Origin of the sequence: Pseudaquabacterium inlustre, assembly GCF_038066595.1 — a bacterium.
Taxonomy (GTDB): domain Bacteria; phylum Pseudomonadota; class Gammaproteobacteria; order Burkholderiales; family Burkholderiaceae_C; genus Pseudaquabacterium; species Pseudaquabacterium inlustre.
Map to the genome: position 1 here is coordinate 568,691 of NZ_JBBUTH010000001.1, position 16,317 is coordinate 585,007.

The 16,317-nt window shown below is 72.4% G+C and carries 19 protein-coding genes and 1 pseudogene; 11 read left to right on the forward strand and 9 right to left on the reverse strand.

The features are described 5' to 3' along the window. Positions 1-15: 15 nt before the first annotated feature. The 4 genes and pseudogenes from AACH10_RS02540 to AACH10_RS02555 form a co-directional block, all read left to right on the forward strand. Positions 16-363 (forward strand): annotated as a pseudogene (locus AACH10_RS02540) (FKBP-type peptidyl-prolyl cis-trans isomerase); the annotation flags it as partial. After that, on the forward strand, positions 361-720 hold the full coding sequence (locus AACH10_RS02545) for an FKBP-type peptidyl-prolyl cis-trans isomerase (protein WP_341409192.1): 360 nt from the start codon (positions 361-363) through the stop codon (positions 718-720). The pseudogene AACH10_RS02540 and the gene AACH10_RS02545, both read left to right, overlap by 3 nt. Beyond that, positions 717-2,231: a glycosyltransferase family 39 protein gene (locus tag AACH10_RS02550; protein WP_341408780.1), complete on the forward strand. Its 1,515-nt coding sequence runs from the start codon at positions 717-719 to the stop codon at positions 2,229-2,231. The genes AACH10_RS02545 and AACH10_RS02550 overlap by 4 nt, the downstream gene beginning before the upstream one ends. A gap of 4 nt (positions 2,232-2,235) precedes the next feature. Then, the gene (locus AACH10_RS02555) at positions 2,236-2,610 is read left to right on the forward strand and encodes a GtrA family protein (RefSeq protein ID WP_341408781.1); all 375 of its coding nucleotides are present in this window, start codon (positions 2,236-2,238) and stop codon (positions 2,608-2,610) included. Between the two features lie 12 nt (positions 2,611-2,622). On the opposite strand, the gene AACH10_RS02560 is transcribed toward AACH10_RS02555, so the two are convergent. Both AACH10_RS02560 and AACH10_RS02565 read right to left on the reverse strand, forming a co-directional pair. Beyond that, positions 2,623-3,447: a ChbG/HpnK family deacetylase gene (locus AACH10_RS02560; protein WP_341408782.1), complete on the reverse strand. Its 825-nt coding sequence runs from the start codon at positions 3,445-3,447 to the stop codon at positions 2,623-2,625. Then, entirely contained in the window at positions 3,440-4,522 is a 1,083-nt protein-coding gene (locus AACH10_RS02565) for a glycosyltransferase family 2 protein (protein ID WP_423228547.1), read from the reverse strand. Before AACH10_RS02565 ends, AACH10_RS02560 begins: the two co-directional genes overlap by 8 nt. 256 nt (positions 4,523-4,778) lie before the next feature. On the opposite strand from AACH10_RS02565, the gene AACH10_RS02570 reads away from it, so the two are divergent. Beyond that, a complete protein-coding gene (locus tag AACH10_RS02570; RefSeq protein ID WP_341408784.1) occupies positions 4,779-5,486 on the forward strand; it encodes a DUF2087 domain-containing protein in 708 nt (235 codons plus the stop codon). Here the strand turns inward: AACH10_RS02570 and orn are convergent. Further along, positions 5,478-6,080: an oligoribonuclease gene (orn, locus tag AACH10_RS02575; protein ID WP_341408785.1), complete on the reverse strand. Its 603-nt coding sequence runs from the start codon at positions 6,078-6,080 to the stop codon at positions 5,478-5,480. The two genes, AACH10_RS02570 and orn, sit on opposite strands and share 9 nt — an antisense overlap. Before the next feature lie 88 nt (positions 6,081-6,168). On the opposite strand from orn, the gene AACH10_RS02580 reads away from it, so the two are divergent. Genes AACH10_RS02580 through rsgA form a run of 3 tightly spaced genes read left to right on the forward strand, consistent with a single transcriptional unit; the run spans position 6,169 to position 8,674 of the window. Further along, the gene (locus AACH10_RS02580; RefSeq protein ID WP_341408786.1) at positions 6,169-7,422 is read left to right on the forward strand and encodes a M48 family metallopeptidase; all 1,254 of its coding nucleotides are present in this window, start codon (positions 6,169-6,171) and stop codon (positions 7,420-7,422) included. Positions 7,423-7,436: 14 nt separating this feature from the next. Next, positions 7,437-7,778 carry a 4a-hydroxytetrahydrobiopterin dehydratase gene (locus tag AACH10_RS02585; RefSeq protein WP_341408787.1) on the forward strand — a complete coding sequence of 114 codons (342 nt, stop codon included), beginning with the start codon at positions 7,437-7,439 and terminating at the stop codon, positions 7,776-7,778. After that, on the forward strand, positions 7,742-8,674 hold the full coding sequence (gene rsgA / locus AACH10_RS02590; protein WP_423228555.1) for a ribosome small subunit-dependent GTPase A: 933 nt from the start codon (positions 7,742-7,744) through the stop codon (positions 8,672-8,674). Before AACH10_RS02585 ends, rsgA begins: the two co-directional genes overlap by 37 nt. 96 nt (positions 8,675-8,770) lie before the next feature. On the opposite strand, the gene AACH10_RS02595 is transcribed toward rsgA, so the two are convergent. From AACH10_RS02595 to rpsP, 6 genes are all read right to left on the reverse strand, one after another. Next, positions 8,771-9,757 (reverse strand): CobD/CbiB family protein, encoded by a 987-nt coding sequence (locus AACH10_RS02595; RefSeq protein WP_341408789.1) that lies wholly within the window; start codon positions 9,755-9,757, stop codon positions 8,771-8,773. Between the two features lie 76 nt (positions 9,758-9,833). Next, positions 9,834-10,535 carry a CoA pyrophosphatase gene (locus AACH10_RS02600; protein ID WP_341408790.1) on the reverse strand — a complete coding sequence of 234 codons (702 nt, stop codon included), beginning with the start codon at positions 10,533-10,535 and terminating at the stop codon, positions 9,834-9,836. Between the two features lie 76 nt (positions 10,536-10,611). Continuing rightward, a complete protein-coding gene (rplS, locus tag AACH10_RS02605) occupies positions 10,612-10,965 on the reverse strand; it encodes a 50S ribosomal protein L19 (protein WP_341408791.1) in 354 nt (117 codons plus the stop codon). Positions 10,966-11,133: 168 nt separating this feature from the next. Beyond that, positions 11,134-11,925, reverse strand: a complete 792-nt coding sequence (gene trmD, locus AACH10_RS02610; protein ID WP_341408792.1) for a tRNA (guanosine(37)-N1)-methyltransferase TrmD — start codon at positions 11,923-11,925, stop codon at positions 11,134-11,136. Positions 11,926-11,946: 21 nt separating this feature from the next. Continuing rightward, entirely contained in the window at positions 11,947-12,555 is a 609-nt protein-coding gene (rimM, locus tag AACH10_RS02615; protein ID WP_341408793.1) for a ribosome maturation factor RimM, read from the reverse strand. Between the two features lie 22 nt (positions 12,556-12,577). Further along, positions 12,578-12,853: a 30S ribosomal protein S16 gene (gene rpsP / locus AACH10_RS02620; protein ID WP_341408794.1), complete on the reverse strand. Its 276-nt coding sequence runs from the start codon at positions 12,851-12,853 to the stop codon at positions 12,578-12,580. Positions 12,854-13,125: 272 nt separating this feature from the next. Here rpsP and AACH10_RS02625 point away from each other — a divergent pair, with 272 nt between their 5' ends. From AACH10_RS02625 to AACH10_RS02635, 3 genes are read left to right on the forward strand one after another with little or no spacing between them, the layout of a single operon-like run. Then, positions 13,126-13,611 carry a TM2 domain-containing protein gene (locus tag AACH10_RS02625; RefSeq protein ID WP_341408795.1) on the forward strand — a complete coding sequence of 162 codons (486 nt, stop codon included), beginning with the start codon at positions 13,126-13,128 and terminating at the stop codon, positions 13,609-13,611. Then, positions 13,608-14,963 carry an MBL fold metallo-hydrolase gene (locus AACH10_RS02630; protein WP_341408796.1) on the forward strand — a complete coding sequence of 452 codons (1,356 nt, stop codon included), beginning with the start codon at positions 13,608-13,610 and terminating at the stop codon, positions 14,961-14,963. The genes AACH10_RS02625 and AACH10_RS02630 overlap by 4 nt, the downstream gene beginning before the upstream one ends. 12 nt (positions 14,964-14,975) lie before the next feature. After that, complete coding sequence (locus tag AACH10_RS02635; RefSeq protein WP_341408797.1) at positions 14,976-16,295, forward strand: DUF4010 domain-containing protein; 1,320 nt, start codon at positions 14,976-14,978, stop codon at positions 16,293-16,295. Positions 16,296-16,317: the final 22 nt, after the last annotated feature.

Here is a 16,317-nt window from a genome sequence, read left to right on the forward strand (position 1 = left end):
CAGGACACCCCGCCGATGACCACCACCGCCTCCGGCCTCCAGTACGAAGACACCACGCCGGGCACCGGCGCCACCGCCCAGGCCGGCCAGTCGGTCACCGTGCACTACACCGGCTGGCTGCACGACCCCGCCGCGCCCAACGGCCGCGGCCAGAAGTTCGACAGCAGCAAGGACCGCGGCGAACCCTTCGAGTTCGAGCTGGGCGCCGGCATGGTCATCCGCGGCTGGGACGAGGGCGTGCAGGGTATGCAGGTGGGCGGCACGCGCGTGCTGACCATCCCGCCCGAGCTGGGCTACGGCGCGCGCGGCGCCGGCGGCGTGATCCCGCCCAACGCCACGCTGGTGTTCGAGGTGGAACTGCTGCCCGAACCCGAGCGCAAGCCGCTGGAGATCACCGACGTGGTGGTGGGCAGCGGTGCCACGGCTGCGGCCGGCAACCGCGTCACCGTGCACTACACCGGCTGGCTGCACGACCCCGCCGCGCCCAACGGCCGCGGCCGCAAGTTCGACAGCAGCAAGGACCGCGGCGACCCGTTCCGCTTCCACCTGGGCGCCGGCATGGTCATCCGCGGCTGGGACGACGGCGTGCAGGGCATGCAGGTCGGCGGCACGCGCGTGCTGGTGATCCCGCCCGAGCTGGGCTACGGCCCGCGCGGTGCCGGCGGCGTGATCCCGCCCAACGCCACGCTGGTGTTCGAGGTCGAACTGCTGGGCGTGTGAGCGCATTGAGCGTGCTGCGCCCGCGGCTGGGCTCGGCGCCGTGGGTGCTGGGCCTGCTGGCGCTGTGGCTGCTGGCCACCGCCGGCCTGCGCCCGCTGCTGCTGCCCGACGAGGGCCGCTATGGCGAGGTGGCGCGCGAGATGCTGGCCGGCGACGGCCTGGTGCCTCTGCTGGGCGGATTGCCCTTCTTCCACAAGCCGCCGCTCACCTACTGGGTGGACATGCTGGCGATGCGCGTCTTCGGCGTCAGCGCCTTCGCCGCGCGCATGGGCCCGGCGCTGGGCGCCTGGCTGATGGGCGCGGCGCTGTGGCTCACGCTGCGGCGCTGGCATGGCGAGCGCGTGGCCGCGGCCGGCCTGGGCGCGCTGGCCACCTGCGTGTTCTTCTACGTGGGCGGGCAGTACGCCAACCACGACATGCTGGTGGCCGGCACGCTCAGCGTGGCGGTGCTGGCCTTCGCCCGCGCGCTCGAGCAGCCCGGCACCGTGGATGCGCGCTGGCGCCTGGCCGGCTGGGCCGCCTGTGGCCTGGCCGTGCTGGCCAAGGGCCTGATCGGCATCGTGCTGCCGGCCCTCATCATCGGCCCGTGGCTGCTGGCCCGCGGGCGCTGGCGCCAGCTGCTGGCGCTGCTGCATCCGGCCGGGCTGGCGGTCTTCGCCGTGATCGCCCTGCCGTGGTTCGTGGCCATGCAGCAGCGCTTCCCGGGCTTTTTCGACTACTTCGTGATGGAGCAGCACTTCCGGCGCTATGCGTCGGCGGGCACCTTCAACAACCGCCAGCCGGTGTGGTTCTACTTCGCCGTGCTGCCGCTGCTGACGCTGCCGTGGAGCGCCTTCGCGCCGGCCGCGCTGCGCCGCTTCTGGCAGCAGCGCGCCTGGGCCGACAGCGATGGTCGCGGCGCGCTGCTGGCCTGGTGGCTGCTGGCCATCCTGCTGTTCTTCAGCCTGCCCAAGTCCAAGCTGGTGGGCTACATCCTGCCCACGCTGGCGCCCTGGTGCATGCTGATCGCGCCGGTGCTGGTGGCCTCGCGCTGGCGGCGCACGGCCACCGCGCTGGGCGTGGTGCTGTGCCTGGGCAGCGTGGTGCTGCTGGCCTGGCAGGCGCCCAAGTCCAACCGCGACGTGGGCCGCGCGCTGGCGCGGCAGATGGGCGCCGGCGATCAGGTGGTGATGGTGGACGGCGGCTTCCACGACGTGGCCTTCGAGGCCCGCCTGGCCAAGCCGGCCCTGCTGGCCAGCCGCTGGGACGACCCCGCCATCCGCCTGCGCGACGACTGGCGACGCGAGCTGTCGGACGCCACGCGCTTCGACCCCGCCGCGGCCGAGGCCCTGCTGGTGCCGCTGGACAGCCTGCCGCGCCTGGTGTGCCAGGGCCAGGTGATCTGGCTGGTGGAGGGCAACCACGCCAACCCGCGCGCCGCCCAGGTGCCCGGCGCGGTGAAGGTGATGCAGGGCCGCCATGCCCAGCTGTGGCGCGCGCCACCGCGGCAGTGCGAGCCGGTGGCGGCCTGACCGCGTGAGCGCCGCCTCACGGCCCTTCCTGCGCTACCTGGCCGTGGGTGCCGTGGCCACCGCCGCGCACTACCTGCTGCTGGCCTGGGGGGTGGAACGCATGCACTGGCCGGCGCCGCTGGCCGCCGCCGCCGGCGCGGTGCTGGGTGCGCAGCTGGCGTTCGTGGGCAACCGGCGCTTCACCTTCGGCCATGCCGGGCCGTGGTGGCAGGCCTGGGTGCGCTTCCAGGTCACGGCGCTGCTGGGCGCAGCCACCAGCGCCGGCGTGGTGGCGCTGGGCACGCGGCTGGGGCTGCACTACCTGCTGGCGCAGATGGCGGCCACGGGGGTGGCCATGGTGCTGACCTACGTGGTCAACAAGCGCTGGTCCTTCGGCTGAGGCTCAGGTGGCTCAGCGCCACACCGGCGCCAGGCACACGCCGGCTGCGGCCAGGTCGCGCGGGAACGCGTCACTGCCCAGGTAGGCCGCCTCGCGCTCGCGCGCCGCGGCGATCACGTCGGCCGGCGCATCGGCCGAGCGCGCGCCGGGGTGGCAGAACAGCAGCGCGCCCTCGGCCGGCACCTGATCCAGCCAGCCGCGCATCAGCGCGCCGTAGTCGGTAGCCTGGAAGTCATAGGCGCCCAACAGCCTGCGGTTGTGGGCCATGCGGGCGCCGCGCAGCGCACGGGTCAGCGCAAAGCCGCCGGTGGCACCGATCACCCAGCGCTTGAAGCCGAAGCCCGGACCGGCCAGCGGCGCGGTGGCGCGCACCGGCACACCGGCGCCGCGCTCGCCCAGCAGGCTCAGCAGCAGCGGCCGCACGCCGGGCAGCTGGTGCACATGCTGGTGGCCATCGACGAAATCGGGCACACGGCCCGTGGCCTGGACGAAGGCCTGCCACTGCGCCGCCAGTTCGTCGCGCAGCGCCGCCCGCGGCAGCCGGCCCCCATGCGACAGCGCCAGCAGCCGCGGCAGCGTGGGCAGCTGCGGCCACCGCGCGGCCAGCGCGGGCGACAGCGGCACGCCCTCGGTGAGGTTCAGGTGCCAGCCGGCCTGGGCGCCGGCCGCACGCAGCGCCGGCACCTCGGCCGCATCCACGCCCCAGGCCGGGCCGTTGACGATGCACGAGAACGCGCCCAGACGCCCGGCGCGCACCAGGCGGGCAATGGTGGCGTCGATGCCGCTGGCCAGGCCGTAGTCGTCGGCGCACAGCAGCAGCGGGCGCGGCTCAGTCATCGCGCGCGAGCTCAGTCCCGCCGGGCCGCCCCAAGGGACTGAGAGCCCCCTCGGGGGGCAGGAGCGAAGCGACGTGGGGGCCGGTGGTCAAGCCCTGGCCCAGCGCCTCGCCGACGATGTAGACCGGCCGCTGCTTCACCTCGTCGAAGATGCGGCCGATGTACTCGCCCAGGATGCCGATGCCCAGCAACTGCACGCCCAGCGAGAAGGCCATGCCCACCACCAGCGTGGCCCAGCCGGGCACATCGTGGCCGTTGATGAAGTGCTCGACGACGATCCACGCCGCGAACGCCAGCGCCGCCAGCGCGATGCCACCGCCCAGCTTCACCCACAGCCGCAGCGGCGCGTTGGTGAAGCCGGTGATGCCGGTGGCCGCGAGCGACGACAGGCTCTTGAGCGAGAAGCTGGTCTTGCCCGAGTGGCGCGGCGCCGGCGTGTAGGGCAGCACCACGGTGCGAAAGCCCACCCACGCATACAAGCCCTTCATGAAGCGGTTGCGCTCGGGCAGAGCGCGCAGCGCATCGGCCACGCGGCGGTCCATCAGCCTGAAGTCGCCGGCGTCCTGCGGGATCGGCGTGCGCGAGCCGCTGTTCACCAGCCAGTAGAAGAAGGCCGTGCCCAGGCGTTTGCGCCAGGCTTCGTCGCTGCGCGAGGCGCGCGCGGTGGTCACCATGTCGGCGCCCTGACGCCAGGCGTCCAGCATCGGGGCGATCATGTCGGGCGGATGCTGCAGGTCGGCGTCCATCAGCAGCACCACGTCGCCGCTGGCGTGGTCGATGCCGGCGGTCAGCGCCGCCTCCTTGCCGAAGTTGCGCGACAGGCGCAGCAGGCGCACGCCCGGCACCACCGCGCGCGCGGCCACGGCCTGGGCGGTGGCGTCGCGGCTGCCATCGTCGACGACGATGACCTCGTAGCGCGGCGTCAGCGCCGCCAGCGCGGGCAGCAGCGCGTCGAACAGCGGGCCGATGTTGCCGGCTTCGTTGAAGGCCGGCACCACGCAGCTGATGCTGGGCTGGGCCGGGCGCGGCGCCGCTACGGCGGCCACGGGGGGAGCGGAAACGGCAGTCGAACTCATGGTGCTTGGGCGCGCATCATGCCCCAGGATGAAGGCGCTACACTGCGGTTCCGGTCGGCAGATCACCCAGGCGTTGCCGCGCGACACCCTCGCGTGCTGAACCTGCCCCTCGATCCACGAGGCACCACCACACCCCATCCCGACAGCGTTTCTTGCGCGGGCGATGCGGCTGGAAGACGGCAACCCCCAGCACCCCGGTGCAGCCCGTGCAGGGCTGCGCCACCGGTCAAGCATTGCCTGCGTGGAGAAGCGTGCCATGAGCCGAATCCCCCTGCCCTTGCTGGTGCCCGACGCGTCGCAGTTCGCGCGGGCCCTGGGCAAATCCCTTCACGCCCGCCATGCCGAGGGCGAACCGCCGCCCGGTCACCAGGAGCTGCTGAACCTGCTGGCCCGCGCCGCCGGCCATCGCAACCTGCAGTCGCTGCGCGCCGCACCGCCAGCCGTGCCGGTCAGCAACCGCCCGGCCGCGCCGCCGCCGGTGATCGACCCGGCCACGCTGCCGCCGCCGGCCCAGGCGCCTGACGAGACGCCCGACGCGAGGGTGCTCAGCGCCAACGCGCGCAAGGCGCTGGGCCAGTTCGACGCCCGCGGCCGCCTGGTGCGCTGGCCGAACAAGTACAGCGTGCAGGCGCTGGCGATGTGGGTGCTGTGGTCGATGTTCGAGGCCAAGCGCACCTACACCGAGCGCGAGGTCAACGCCGTGCTGCAGGCCGCCAACGCCTTCGGCGACCATGTGACGCTGCGGCGCGAGCTGGTGAACCACAAGCTGCTGGCCCGCGAGAGCGATTGCAGCGCCTACTGGAAGCTGCCGGCCCAGCCCGACGACGAGGCCCGCGCGCTGCTGCAGGCCTGGCGGCTGCGCCAGCGCACGCTCACCGGCGTGCGCACCGAGCGGGCCGACAGCCCGCGGCGGCGCGCGGCCGCCGCCCAGGCCACCGCCGCCGAGGTGCGACGCTCAGAGTGACAGGAAGTGCTGCCGGTAGTGCAGCAGTTCGTCGATCGACTCGTGGATGTCGGCCAGCGCGGTGTGCTTCTGGGCCTTCTTGAAGCCATCGAGCACGGCCGGCTTCCAGCGCCGCGCCAGCTCCTTGAGTGTGCTGACGTCGAGGTTGCGGTAGTGGAAGAAGTCTTCCAGCAGCGGCATGTCCTTGGCCAGGAAGCGGCGGTCCTGGCAGATCGAGTTGCCGCACATCGGGCTCTTGCCCTTGGGCACGTACTGCTTCAACCAGGCGATCACCTGGGCCTGGGCCGCGGCCTCGTCCACGGTGCTGGCCTTCACGCGGTCGATCAGGCCGCTCTTGCCGTGCGTGCCCTTGTTCCAGGCGTCCATGCCGTTGAGCACCTCGTCGCTCTGGTGGATGGCCAGCACCGGGCCTTCGACGCGCTGGGTCAGCTGCGCGTCGGTGACGACCACGGCGATCTCGATGATGCGGTCGGTGAACGGCGACAGGCCGGTCATCTCCAGGTCGATCCAGATCAGGTTCTGCTCGCTGGGCGCCAGGTCGGTGGCAATCGCAGCGGCAGCGGTGGCGTCAGGGGCGTTGTCGGGTGTGCTCATGGCCGAATTGTCGCAGCCCTACACTTGCGGGCCCCACCGCCACCCCGAACGCCGCCCCGCGCAGCGCCCCACTTCCGTCCCGTTCCCGATGCTGCTGACCCTGTTGTTCGCCACCGCGCTGGTGCTCTCGCTGGCCGTCAAGCTGTGGCTGGCCACCCGCCAGATGCGCCATGTGGCGCAGCACCGCAGCCAGGTGCCCGCGGCTTTCGCCGGCACCGTGAGCCTGGCCGCCCACCAGCGCGCGGCCGACTACACGCTGGCCAAGGGCCGGCTGGGCCTGCTGTCCAGCGCCTTCGGCAGCGCCTTGCTGCTGGGCTGGACGCTGCTGGGCGGGCTGGACTGGCTGAACGGCGCGCTGCTGGCCAGCGTGCAGCCGCGCTGGGGCGACATGGCCTACCAGCTGGCGCTGCTGACCAGCTTCACACTGATCGGCGCGGTGCTCGACCTGCCCTTCGAGCTGTACAGCACCTTCCGCCTGGAGCAGCGCTTCGGCTTCAACCGCAGCAGCTTCGGCCTGTGGCTGGGCGATGCGGTCAAGGGCCTGCTGGTGGGCGCGCTGATCGGCCTGCCGCTGGCGGCGCTGATCCTGTGGATCATGGGCGCCACCGGCCGCCTGTGGTGGCTGTGGGCCTGGGGCGCGTGGATGGGCTTCAACCTGCTCATCATGGTGGTCTACCCCACCGTGATCGCCCCGCTGTTCAACAAGTTCGAGCCGCTGGCCGACGAGGCGCTGAAGGGCCGCGTGCAGGCGCTGATGGCGCGCTGCGGCTTCGCGGCCAAGGGCCTGTTCGTGATGGACGGCAGCCGCCGATCGGCGCATGGCAACGCCTACTTCACCGGCCTGGGCGCGGCCAAGCGCGTGGTGTTCTACGACACCCTGCTGGCCAAGCTGAGCCCGCTGGAGGTGGAGGCCGTGCTGGCGCATGAGCTGGGCCACTTCAAGCTGCGCCACATCACCCAGCGCATGGTGATGATGTTCGGCCTGAGCCTGGGCGCGCTGGCGCTGCTGGGCTGGCTGTCGGGCTGGGCCGGCTTCTACATCGGCCTGGGCGTGCGCCCCAACCTCACCGTGCCCAATGACGCGCTGGCGCTGCTGCTGTTCATGCTGGCGGTGCCGGTGTTCGGCTTCTTCGCCGCGCCGGTCAGCGCCATGCTGTCGCGCCGGCATGAGTTCCAGGCCGACGCCTATGCCCGCACCCACAGCGACGGCCAGGCGCTGGCCCGCGCGCTGGTCAAGCTGCACGAGGACAACGCCGCCACGCTGACGCCCGATCCGCTGTACGTGCGCTTCTACTACTCGCACCCGCCGGCCAGCGAGCGGCTGGCGGCCCTCTCGGCCTGAACCGGAGCCCGACCATGAGCCTGCCCCTGGCCCAGCAGCATTGCCAGCCTGTCAGCGGCGCGCCGCTGGCGGATGCCGAGATCGCCCCGCTGCTGGCCCAGGTGCCGGGCTGGCAGCGCGTCACCACGGCCAGCGGCCAGACGGCGATCGAGAAGCGCTATGCCTTCGCCGACTTCCACCGCACCATCGGCTTCGTCAACGCGGTGGCCTTCGTCTGCAACCGCGAAGACCACCACCCCGATCTGGCGGTGAGCTACGGCGCCTGCACGGTGCGCTTCAACACCCATTCGGTGGGCGGGCTGTCGGCCAACGACTTCATCTGCGCGGCGATGATCGACGCCCTGCAGCCGGCATGACGGTGGCCGGCGGCAACGGCCTGGTGGTGGCCTCGCACGGCCGCCACTGCATCGTGGAGGCCGACGATGGCACGCGCACGCTGTGCCATCCGCGCGGCAAGAAGAGCGACCTGGTGGTGGGCGACCGTGTGCAGTGGGCCGCCGCCGGCGACGAGGGCGTGATCGAGCGCCTGATCGAGCGCCGCAACCTGCTCTACCGCCAGGACGAGTGGAAGACCAAGTCCTTCGCCGCCAACCTCGACCAGCTGCTGGTGCTGGTGGCCGTGCAGCCGATGTGGTCGGAAAGCCAGCTGACCCGCGCGCTGATCGCCGCGGCCCAGGTGCACATCCCCACCACCATCGTGCTGAACAAGACCGACCTGGATGGCGCCGACGCCGCCCGCGAGCGCCTGGCGCCCTACCGCGCAATGGGCGTGCCGGTGCTGGAGTGCGCCATCAAGGCCCGGCCGGATGAAGCGCGCGCGCTGCTGGCGCCGCTGCTGGCCGACAAGGCCACGCTGGTGCTGGGCCCGAGCGGCATGGGCAAGAGCACGCTGATCAATGCCATGGTGCCCGAGGCCGCGGCCCAGGTGGGCGAGATCTCGATCGCGCTGAACGCCGGCCGCCACACCACCACCAGCACCACCTGGTACTGGCTGGACGGCGGGCGCCACAGCGCGCTGCTCGATTCACCGGGCTTCCAGCAGTTCGGCCTGCACCAGGTGGGCCCGGCCGAGCTGCCGACGCTGATGCCCGACATCGCCGCCCATGCCGGCGACTGCCGCTTCTACAACTGCACCCACCTGCACGAGCCCGGCTGCGGCGTGCGCGCCGCGGCCGAGCGCGGCGAGATCAGCCCGTCGCGCTACCGCATCTATGGCGAGCTGCACGCGGAGCTGTCTTCGAGCCGCTATTGATCGGAGCGAGCCGGCCGAGCGCTCGGCCGCTCCGGAGCCGGCCGGCCAACCCGCCCGGCGGGTGGCGCCGCGTACCCGCGGTGCCGGGTGCCCCAGTCAGCCGACGAGGTTGGCCAGTTTCAGCAGTGCCAACAACAGCATCCACAGCACCACCGAGCGCCACACCAGGCCCACCACGCTGCGCAGGTGGCCCAGTTGCGGCGGGTCGCCCGGCGTGCTGCCCTCGGCGCCAGCATCGTCCACCGCGCCGGCATCGAAGGTGCGCGAGCGCTCGGGGCTGACGCCCGGCGCGGCATGGCCGCCCAGCTGCACACCCACGGCGCCGGCCGCGGCGGCCAGGATCACGCCCTCGTTCGGATGCCGCCACAGCGCGGCGTCGCGCCGCCAGGCATTGATCGCATCCTCGAAGTTGCCCACCACGGCAAAGCCGAAGGCGGTCAGGCGTGCCGGCAGGTGGTCGATCAGCGCGAACATCTGCTGCGAGATCTGCAGCAGCTTGGCATTGGCCGGCACGCCCAGCGTCTTGCTGGGAAAGCTCCAGTAGCGGCTGGAGAACTCGGCCATGCGGTAGACCACCGCGCCCAGCGGCCCCAGGCCCAGCGTGGACAGCAGCACGAACCAGAAGAACACACCGAACACATGGCGGTGCGCGGCCAGCAGCGCGTGCTCGAGCACATGGCGCAGCAGCTCGGTGCGCGGCAGCTCGCTGGCATCCAGGTGGCGCCACTCGGCCAGCAGGCGGCGGGCCTCGATCTCGTCACCGCGCTCCAGCGCGTCGCGGATGTCGGTGTAGTAGTGGCTGAACTGGCGGAAGCCCAGCGTCAGGTAGAGCACGGCCACGTCGAAGGCCAGCGCCAGCAGCACGCTCCAGTGGTTGAGCGCCAGGTACACCGCCGACATCGCCAGGCCCGGCGCCAGCACCGACACGCACCACACCACCCAGGCGTGGTGCGACTTGCCGGCGTCGAGGTTGCGGCCGGTCCAGCCCACCCAGCCCATCAGCAGGTGGTGCACCCAGTTGTCGCGCGGCAGCGGCTTGAGCTGCTCGATGACGAGGGCGAACAGGACGGCGAAGAAACTCATCGCTGCGCATCATACCCAGCGGGATGCGGGGCCAAGCCGCTGAACAGCGCCCATCGACGGCCCCGCAACGGCCGCATCAATCCGGCTGGGCCAGGAAGGCGTACAGGTTGCGCAGCATGGCTGCGGTGGCGCCCCAGATGAAGTAGCTGTCGTCGGCCCCTGGCCGCGGCCAGGGCATGGACAGGAACTGCCGCGTGTGGCCGTCCCATTCGAAGCGGTGGCGGCGGTGGTTGGCCGGCGTCATCAGGAAGGACAGCGGCACCTCGAAGGCCTCGGCCACCTCGTTGTCGTCGAGCGTCAGCTCGAAGTGCGGCTGCACCAGGCCGACCACCGGTGTGACCACGTAGCTGGTCACCGTACGGTAGTGCGGCAGCGTGCCGATGACCTCGATGTGATGGCGCGCCAGGCCCACCTCTTCCTCGGTTTCGCGCAGCGCGGTGGCCACGGCGTCGGCGTCATGCGCTTCGGCACGGCCACCGGGAAAGCTGATCTGGCCGGCATGGTCGCGCAGGTGCGCGGTGCGCTGGGTCAGCAGCACGCGCAGGCCGTCGTCGCGCATCACCAGCGGCACCAGCACCGAGGCCGGCGTGGGCGTGCGCTCGGGCGCGAAGCGGCCGCCGTCGCCGGGGATCTCGGGCGTGTACAGCGGCGGCGCGGCAAAGCGGCTGCGCAGCGCCTGGGCAGTCAAGCGACCGGGGTCGACCGGGGGCAGGTGCTCATCCACGCCGATGACGGGGATGGTCTGGGGTTGGGTGATGCGCGCGGAAGGCTGGGCCATATGGCCAGCATTGTGGCGCGCCACCAAAAAACAAGCCGCCCGGTGGGCGGCTTGTTTCGCAAGCTTGACCTGAGGATCAGGCGAGCTTCTCTTTGATTCGAGCCGACTTGCCCGAACGCTGGCGCAGGTAGTACAGCTTGGCGCGGCGCACATCGCCGCGGCGCTTGACTTCGATCGAAGCGATCAGCGGGCTGTACAGCTGGAACGTACGCTCCACGCCTTCGCCGCTGGAGATCTTGCGCACGATGAAGCTGCTGTTCAGGCCACGGTTGCGCTTGGCGATCACCACGCCTTCGTAGGCCTGCACGCGCTTGCGCGTGCCTTCAACCACGTTGACGTTCACGATGACGGTGTCACCGGGGGCGAACGACGGAATCGTCTTGCCCAGGCGGGCGATTTCTTCCTGCTCGAGGGTGCGGATCAGGTCCACGGCTTTCTCCAGATGCGATCGTGCCGGCGGGTTTGAAGGGTGATCACGGTGGATCGTGTGGCGGCTTCGCTGGCGCGCCGTACGGCACACCCGCTCGCCTGCCTGGCCCGGCAGAGGATCGAAAAGCCTTTGATTATAGCCCACTCTCGCGGGCCGATGCCAGTGACGTCAACAACCAGGCTGCGCCAGCGCCTTCAGCACGCGCTCGTCGGCGGCGCTCAGGCGGCCGGCCGCCCGCGCAGCGGCGATCAGGTCGGGCCGGCGGTGGGCGGTGATGGCCAGTTGCTGGTCGCGCCGCCAGCGGGCGATCTGCGCATGGTGGCCGCTCAGCAGCACCGGCGGCACCGGCAGCGCGTCGCTGCCCTCGGTCGGCTGCAGCAGCTCGGGCCGGCTGTAGTGCGGGCAATCCAGCAGGAAGTCTTCCGAGAAGCTGTCCTGCTCGTGCGACTCGGGCGTCAGCACGCCAGGCTGCAGCCGCGCCACGGCGTCCAGCAGCGCCAGCGCGGGCAATTCACCGCCCGACAGCACGAAGTCACCCAGGCTCAGCTCGCGCGTGACATGGCGGTCGAGCACGCGCTGGTCGATGCCTTCATAGCGGCCGCACAGCAGGATGGCACCCGGCCCGGCGGCCAGCTCACGCACCAGCGCCTGGGTGATGCGCTCGCCGGTGGGCGTGAAGTGCACCACCACCGGCGCCGTGCCGTCGGCGGCCGGCGACTGCTCGGCTCGTTGCGCCTTCACGGCGGCCAGCGCGCGCTCCAGCGGCTCGGCCAGCATCACCATGCCGGGGCCACCGCCGAAGGGGCGATCGTCCACGCGGCGGTAGGTGCCCTCGGCAAAATCGCGCAAAGGCCACAGGCGCACGTCCACCAAGCGCGATTCGAACGCGCGGCGCGTGATGCCCACGGCCAGGTGCGGCGCGAACAGCTCGGGAAACAGCGTGACGACGTCGAAGCGCATCGGGGCGCGGAGCCGGCAGGCTCAGTAGTCCAGGCCCCAGTCGACCGTGATGCGGCGCTCGGCCAGGCTCACGTCGTCGATGAAGGCAGCCACAAAGGGGATCAGACGCTCGGCCTCGGCCGGCGGCGTGGTGTCGGTGGCCTCGGGGCGGCGGATGCGCAGCACGCTGTGCGCGCCGGTGTCCATCAGATCGGCCACGGTGCCCAGGGCCTGGCCCTCGCGGTTGACCACGGCCAGGCCGATCAGGTCGACCCAGTAGAACTCGCCGTCGCCGGCGGTGGGAAAGCTGGAGCGCGCGATGAAGATGCGCGCACCCTTCATGGCCTCGGCCGCGTTGCGGTCGGGCAGTTCCTGCGCGCTGGCGACGACGCCGTCACCATGCTCCTTGCTGTGCGTGATGCGCAGCAGGCCGGGCAGCGCGCGCGCCGCGGCGGCCGGGCGGGGACCGTCGGTCTCGGGCGGACGGACGAACCAGCGGCGGGAGGAAAAGAGGGCCTTGGGGTCGCTGGAGAAGGGCTGGACGCGGATCCACCCTTTCACGCCCCAGGCGCCGGTGACGCGGCCAACTTCGACCGCGTCATCGGGAAAGGCCGGTTCGTCGGCCCCAGCGTAGGGCTGGGCGGCGCTCATCGGCCTGTGCGTGCCTGAAGAATCAGGCAGCAGCGGCAGCGGCCGGGGCGGCCACGGCCTTGGCGGCCTGCTTGACCAGGCGCTCGACGGTGGGCGACATCTGGGCACCCACGCCTTGCCAGTAGGTCAGGCGGTCCAGCGCGACGCGCAGCGGCTGCTCGGCACCGGCGGCCATCGGGTTGTAGAAACCCAGGCGCTCGATGAAGCGGCCATCGCGGCGCTCGCGCGAGTCGGCCACGACGATGTTGTAGAAGGGGCGCTTCTTGGCGCCGCCACGTGCCAGTCGAATGACGACCATGATGATCTTCCGGAAAATCGTTGGCGACAGACCAGCCAGGGAGACACGCAAGGCCGAACCATCAAGGTTGCCCGCACACGCTGCACCACGGTGTGTGGCACGGCCCGCGCTAGGCACGGTGTCGGCGCCGTAGATACGCCAGATGCCGCCATGCGGCACCCGACCGTCGCCGAGAACCGCGCATTATAGGCTGAGCTTCGGCGGCGGCGGCAAGCACCGGTGTGGCGATATTGCGCGGCGCGGCCCGCCGCAGCGCCACAATGCCGGCGACGATGAACGCGACCGCCTCCCCCAAGTCCAAGACCCTGGCCACCTGGATCGCCTTGCTGGGCGGCAGCCTGGGCCTGCACCGCTTCTATCTGCACGGCCTGCGCGATGTGCCGGGCTGGCTGATGCCCTGGCCCACGCTGGCCGGCCTGGCCGGCGTGGTGCGCATGCGCAACCTGGGCCAGGACGACACCGTGGCCTGGCTGTTGATCCCGCTGCTGGGCCTGATGCTCAGCCAGGCCATGTTGGCGGCCATCGTCTACGGCCTGACGCCCGACGAGAAATGGGCCGCGCGCTTCGGCGCCGGCGGCACGGTGCGGCCCACCACCTGGGGCCCGGTGCTGGGCGCCATCACCGCGCTGCTGCTGGGCGGCGGCGTGCTGATGGGCACACTGGCCTTCGGCGGGCAGAAGTTCTTCGAGTACCAGCAGTTGCAACAACAACAGCAGCAGCCGGCGGCCAGCGCTGGTGCCGCGGAGGGCCAGCGATGAAGATCCAGTTCCTCGGCGCGGCCGACACGGTCACCGGCTCCAAGCACCTGGTGGAGATCGGCGGCCAGCGCATCCTGCTGGACTGCGGCATGTTCCAGGGCTTCAAGCTGTTTCGCGAGCGCAACTGGCAGCGTCTGCCGGTGCCGCCGCAAGACATCGACGCCGTGGTGCTGAGCCATGCCCACCTCGACCACTGCGGCTGGCTGCCGCGCCTGGCGGCCGACGGCTGGCGCGGCACGGTGTACGCCAGCGCCGCCACGCGCGACCTGGCCGAGGTGATGCTGCTGGACGCCGCCCACCTGCAGGAAGAGGACGCCCGCCGCGCCAACCGCTACGGCTACAGCAAGCACGCCACGGCGCTGCCGCTGTACACCCGCACCGATGCGCGCCGCGCCATCGCCAAGATCTCGCCGCAGCGCACCGACCGGCCGTTCCGCATCGGCGATGTGCAGGTGGGCCTGGTGCCCACCGGCCACCTGCTGGGCGCCTGCGCCATCACGCTCAGCCACGGCGGGCGCACGCTGGCCTTCAGCGGCGACGTGGGCCGCAGCCGCGACCTGCTGATGCCGCCGCCGCAGGCCCTGCCGCACGCCGATGTGCTGCTGGTCGAATCCACCTACGGCAACCGCCGCCATCCGCCCGAGGATGCGCCGGCGGTGCTGGCGCGCATCATCCGCGACACCATCGCGCGCGGCGGCTCGGTGCTGCTGCCGTCCTTCGCTGTGGGCCGCGCCCAGGCCCTGCTGCTGGTGCTGCAGCGGCTGAAGGCGGCCGGCGAGATCCCGGCGCGCCTGCCCATCGTGCTCGACAGCCCGATGGCCACCCAGGCCACCGCGCTGTACGGCCAGCACCGCAAGCTGCTGCGCGTGCCAGCGCGCGAGATCGCCACGCTGATCGACGGCGTGACCATCGTCACCACGCCGGCGCAAAGCCAGCGCGTGTCGGCCTCGCGCTACCCGCAGGTCATCATCTCGGCCAGCGGCATGGCCACCGGCGGCCGCGTGCTGCATCACCTGAAGGCGCTGGCGCCAGACCCGCACAACCACATCGTGTTCGCCGGCTTCCAGGTCGGCGGCAGCCGTGGCGCACTGCTGCTGGGCGGCGCACGCGAGGTCAAGATCCACGGCGAGTACGTGCCGGTGCATGCCGGCGTCACCGGGCTCGAAGGCTTCTCGGGCCACGCCGATGCCGACGAACTGGTCGACTGGCTGCGCCAGATGCCCGGCGCCCCGGCGCAGACCTTCGTGGTGCATGGCGAGCCGGCCGCCGCCGACGCGCTGCGCCAGCGCGTGAAGGACGAACTGGGCTGGGCGGTGCGCGTGCCGCAGCACGGCGAGACCGTGCAGCTGTAGCCGGCGCGTTCGATGGCGTTGGAGATGCCCGAGGCCGGCGCGGTGCAGCCGCTGCTGCTGGGCCTGAGCGTGGCGCTGGGCGGCGGCCTGCTGATCGGCCTGGAGCGCGAGCGGCGCAAGGGGCGCGGCCCGCAGCGCGGCGCCGCGGGCATCCGCAGCTTCACGCTGGTGGCGCTGGCCGGCGCGCTGGCCCAGGGCCTGGCCCAGCCGGCGCTGGTGGCGGTGGGCGCGGTGGCGGTGCTGCTGCTGGCCGCGCTGGCCTACCTGCGCTCGGTGCGCCCGCCGCACCCGCCCGCCGGCGGCCCGCCGCCCGACCCCGGCATGACCACCGAGCTGGCGCTGGTGGTCACCTACCTGATCGGCGTGCTGGCCATGGCGCGGCCGGCGGTGGGTGCGGGCATGGCCGCGCTGGTGGCCGTGCTGCTGGCCGCACGCGGCAGCCTGCACCGCTTTGCCACCCGCGTGCTCAGCGAGGACGAACTGCACGACGGCCTGCTGCTGGCCGCCGTGGCCCTGGTGCTGGTGCCGCTGGTGCCGCAGCAGCCAGTGGCCTGGCTGGGCGGGCTGCAGCCGCACCAGATCGCCGCGCTGGTGCTGCTGATCCTGCTGCTGCAGGCCGCCGGCCATGTGGCGCTGCGCCTGGTGGGGCCCGACGTGGGGCTGGCGCTGTCGGGCCTGATCTCGGGCTTCGTGTCGAGCACGGCCACGGTGGCCTCGATGGGCAGCCGGCTGCGCGCCCATCCGAACCAGGTGGCGGCTTGCACCGCCGGCGCCATGCTGTCCACCGCCGCCACCTGGCTGCAGGCCATGGCCATGCTGGGTGCGGTGGCTCCCTCGCTGGCGCTGCGCGCACTGCCGGCACTGGCCGCCGGGGCGGTGGTGGCACTGGCCTGGGGCACGGCGCAGGCCTGGCATGGCCGGCAGGCCGGTGCCCCGGCCGCTGCGCGCGGCGCGTCACCGCCCGGGCGGGCGCTGCGCGTGCGCGAGGCGCTGCTGGTGGCGGCGCTGCTGACCGGTGTGTCGGTGGCGGTGGCGATGGCGCAGCGTGCCTTCGGCCAGGCGGGCGCCCTGGCCGGCGCGGCGCTGGCCGGCTTCGGCGACGCGCATTCGGGCGTCGCGGCGCTGGGTGCGGTGGCGCACCAGGGCGGCCTGAGCGATGCCCAGGCGCTGCGCGGCGTGCTGATCACGCTGGGCACCAACAGCCTCACCCGGGTGGTGGTGGCGCTGGGCAGCGGCGGCACCGGCTTCGGCCTGCGCGTGGCCGGCTGCCTGGGCACGGCACTGGCCGCGGCCACCGGCACGGCGCTGCTCACCGGGGCGCTGCGCCCCTGAGCCCGCCGGCCGGCGCTCGCCC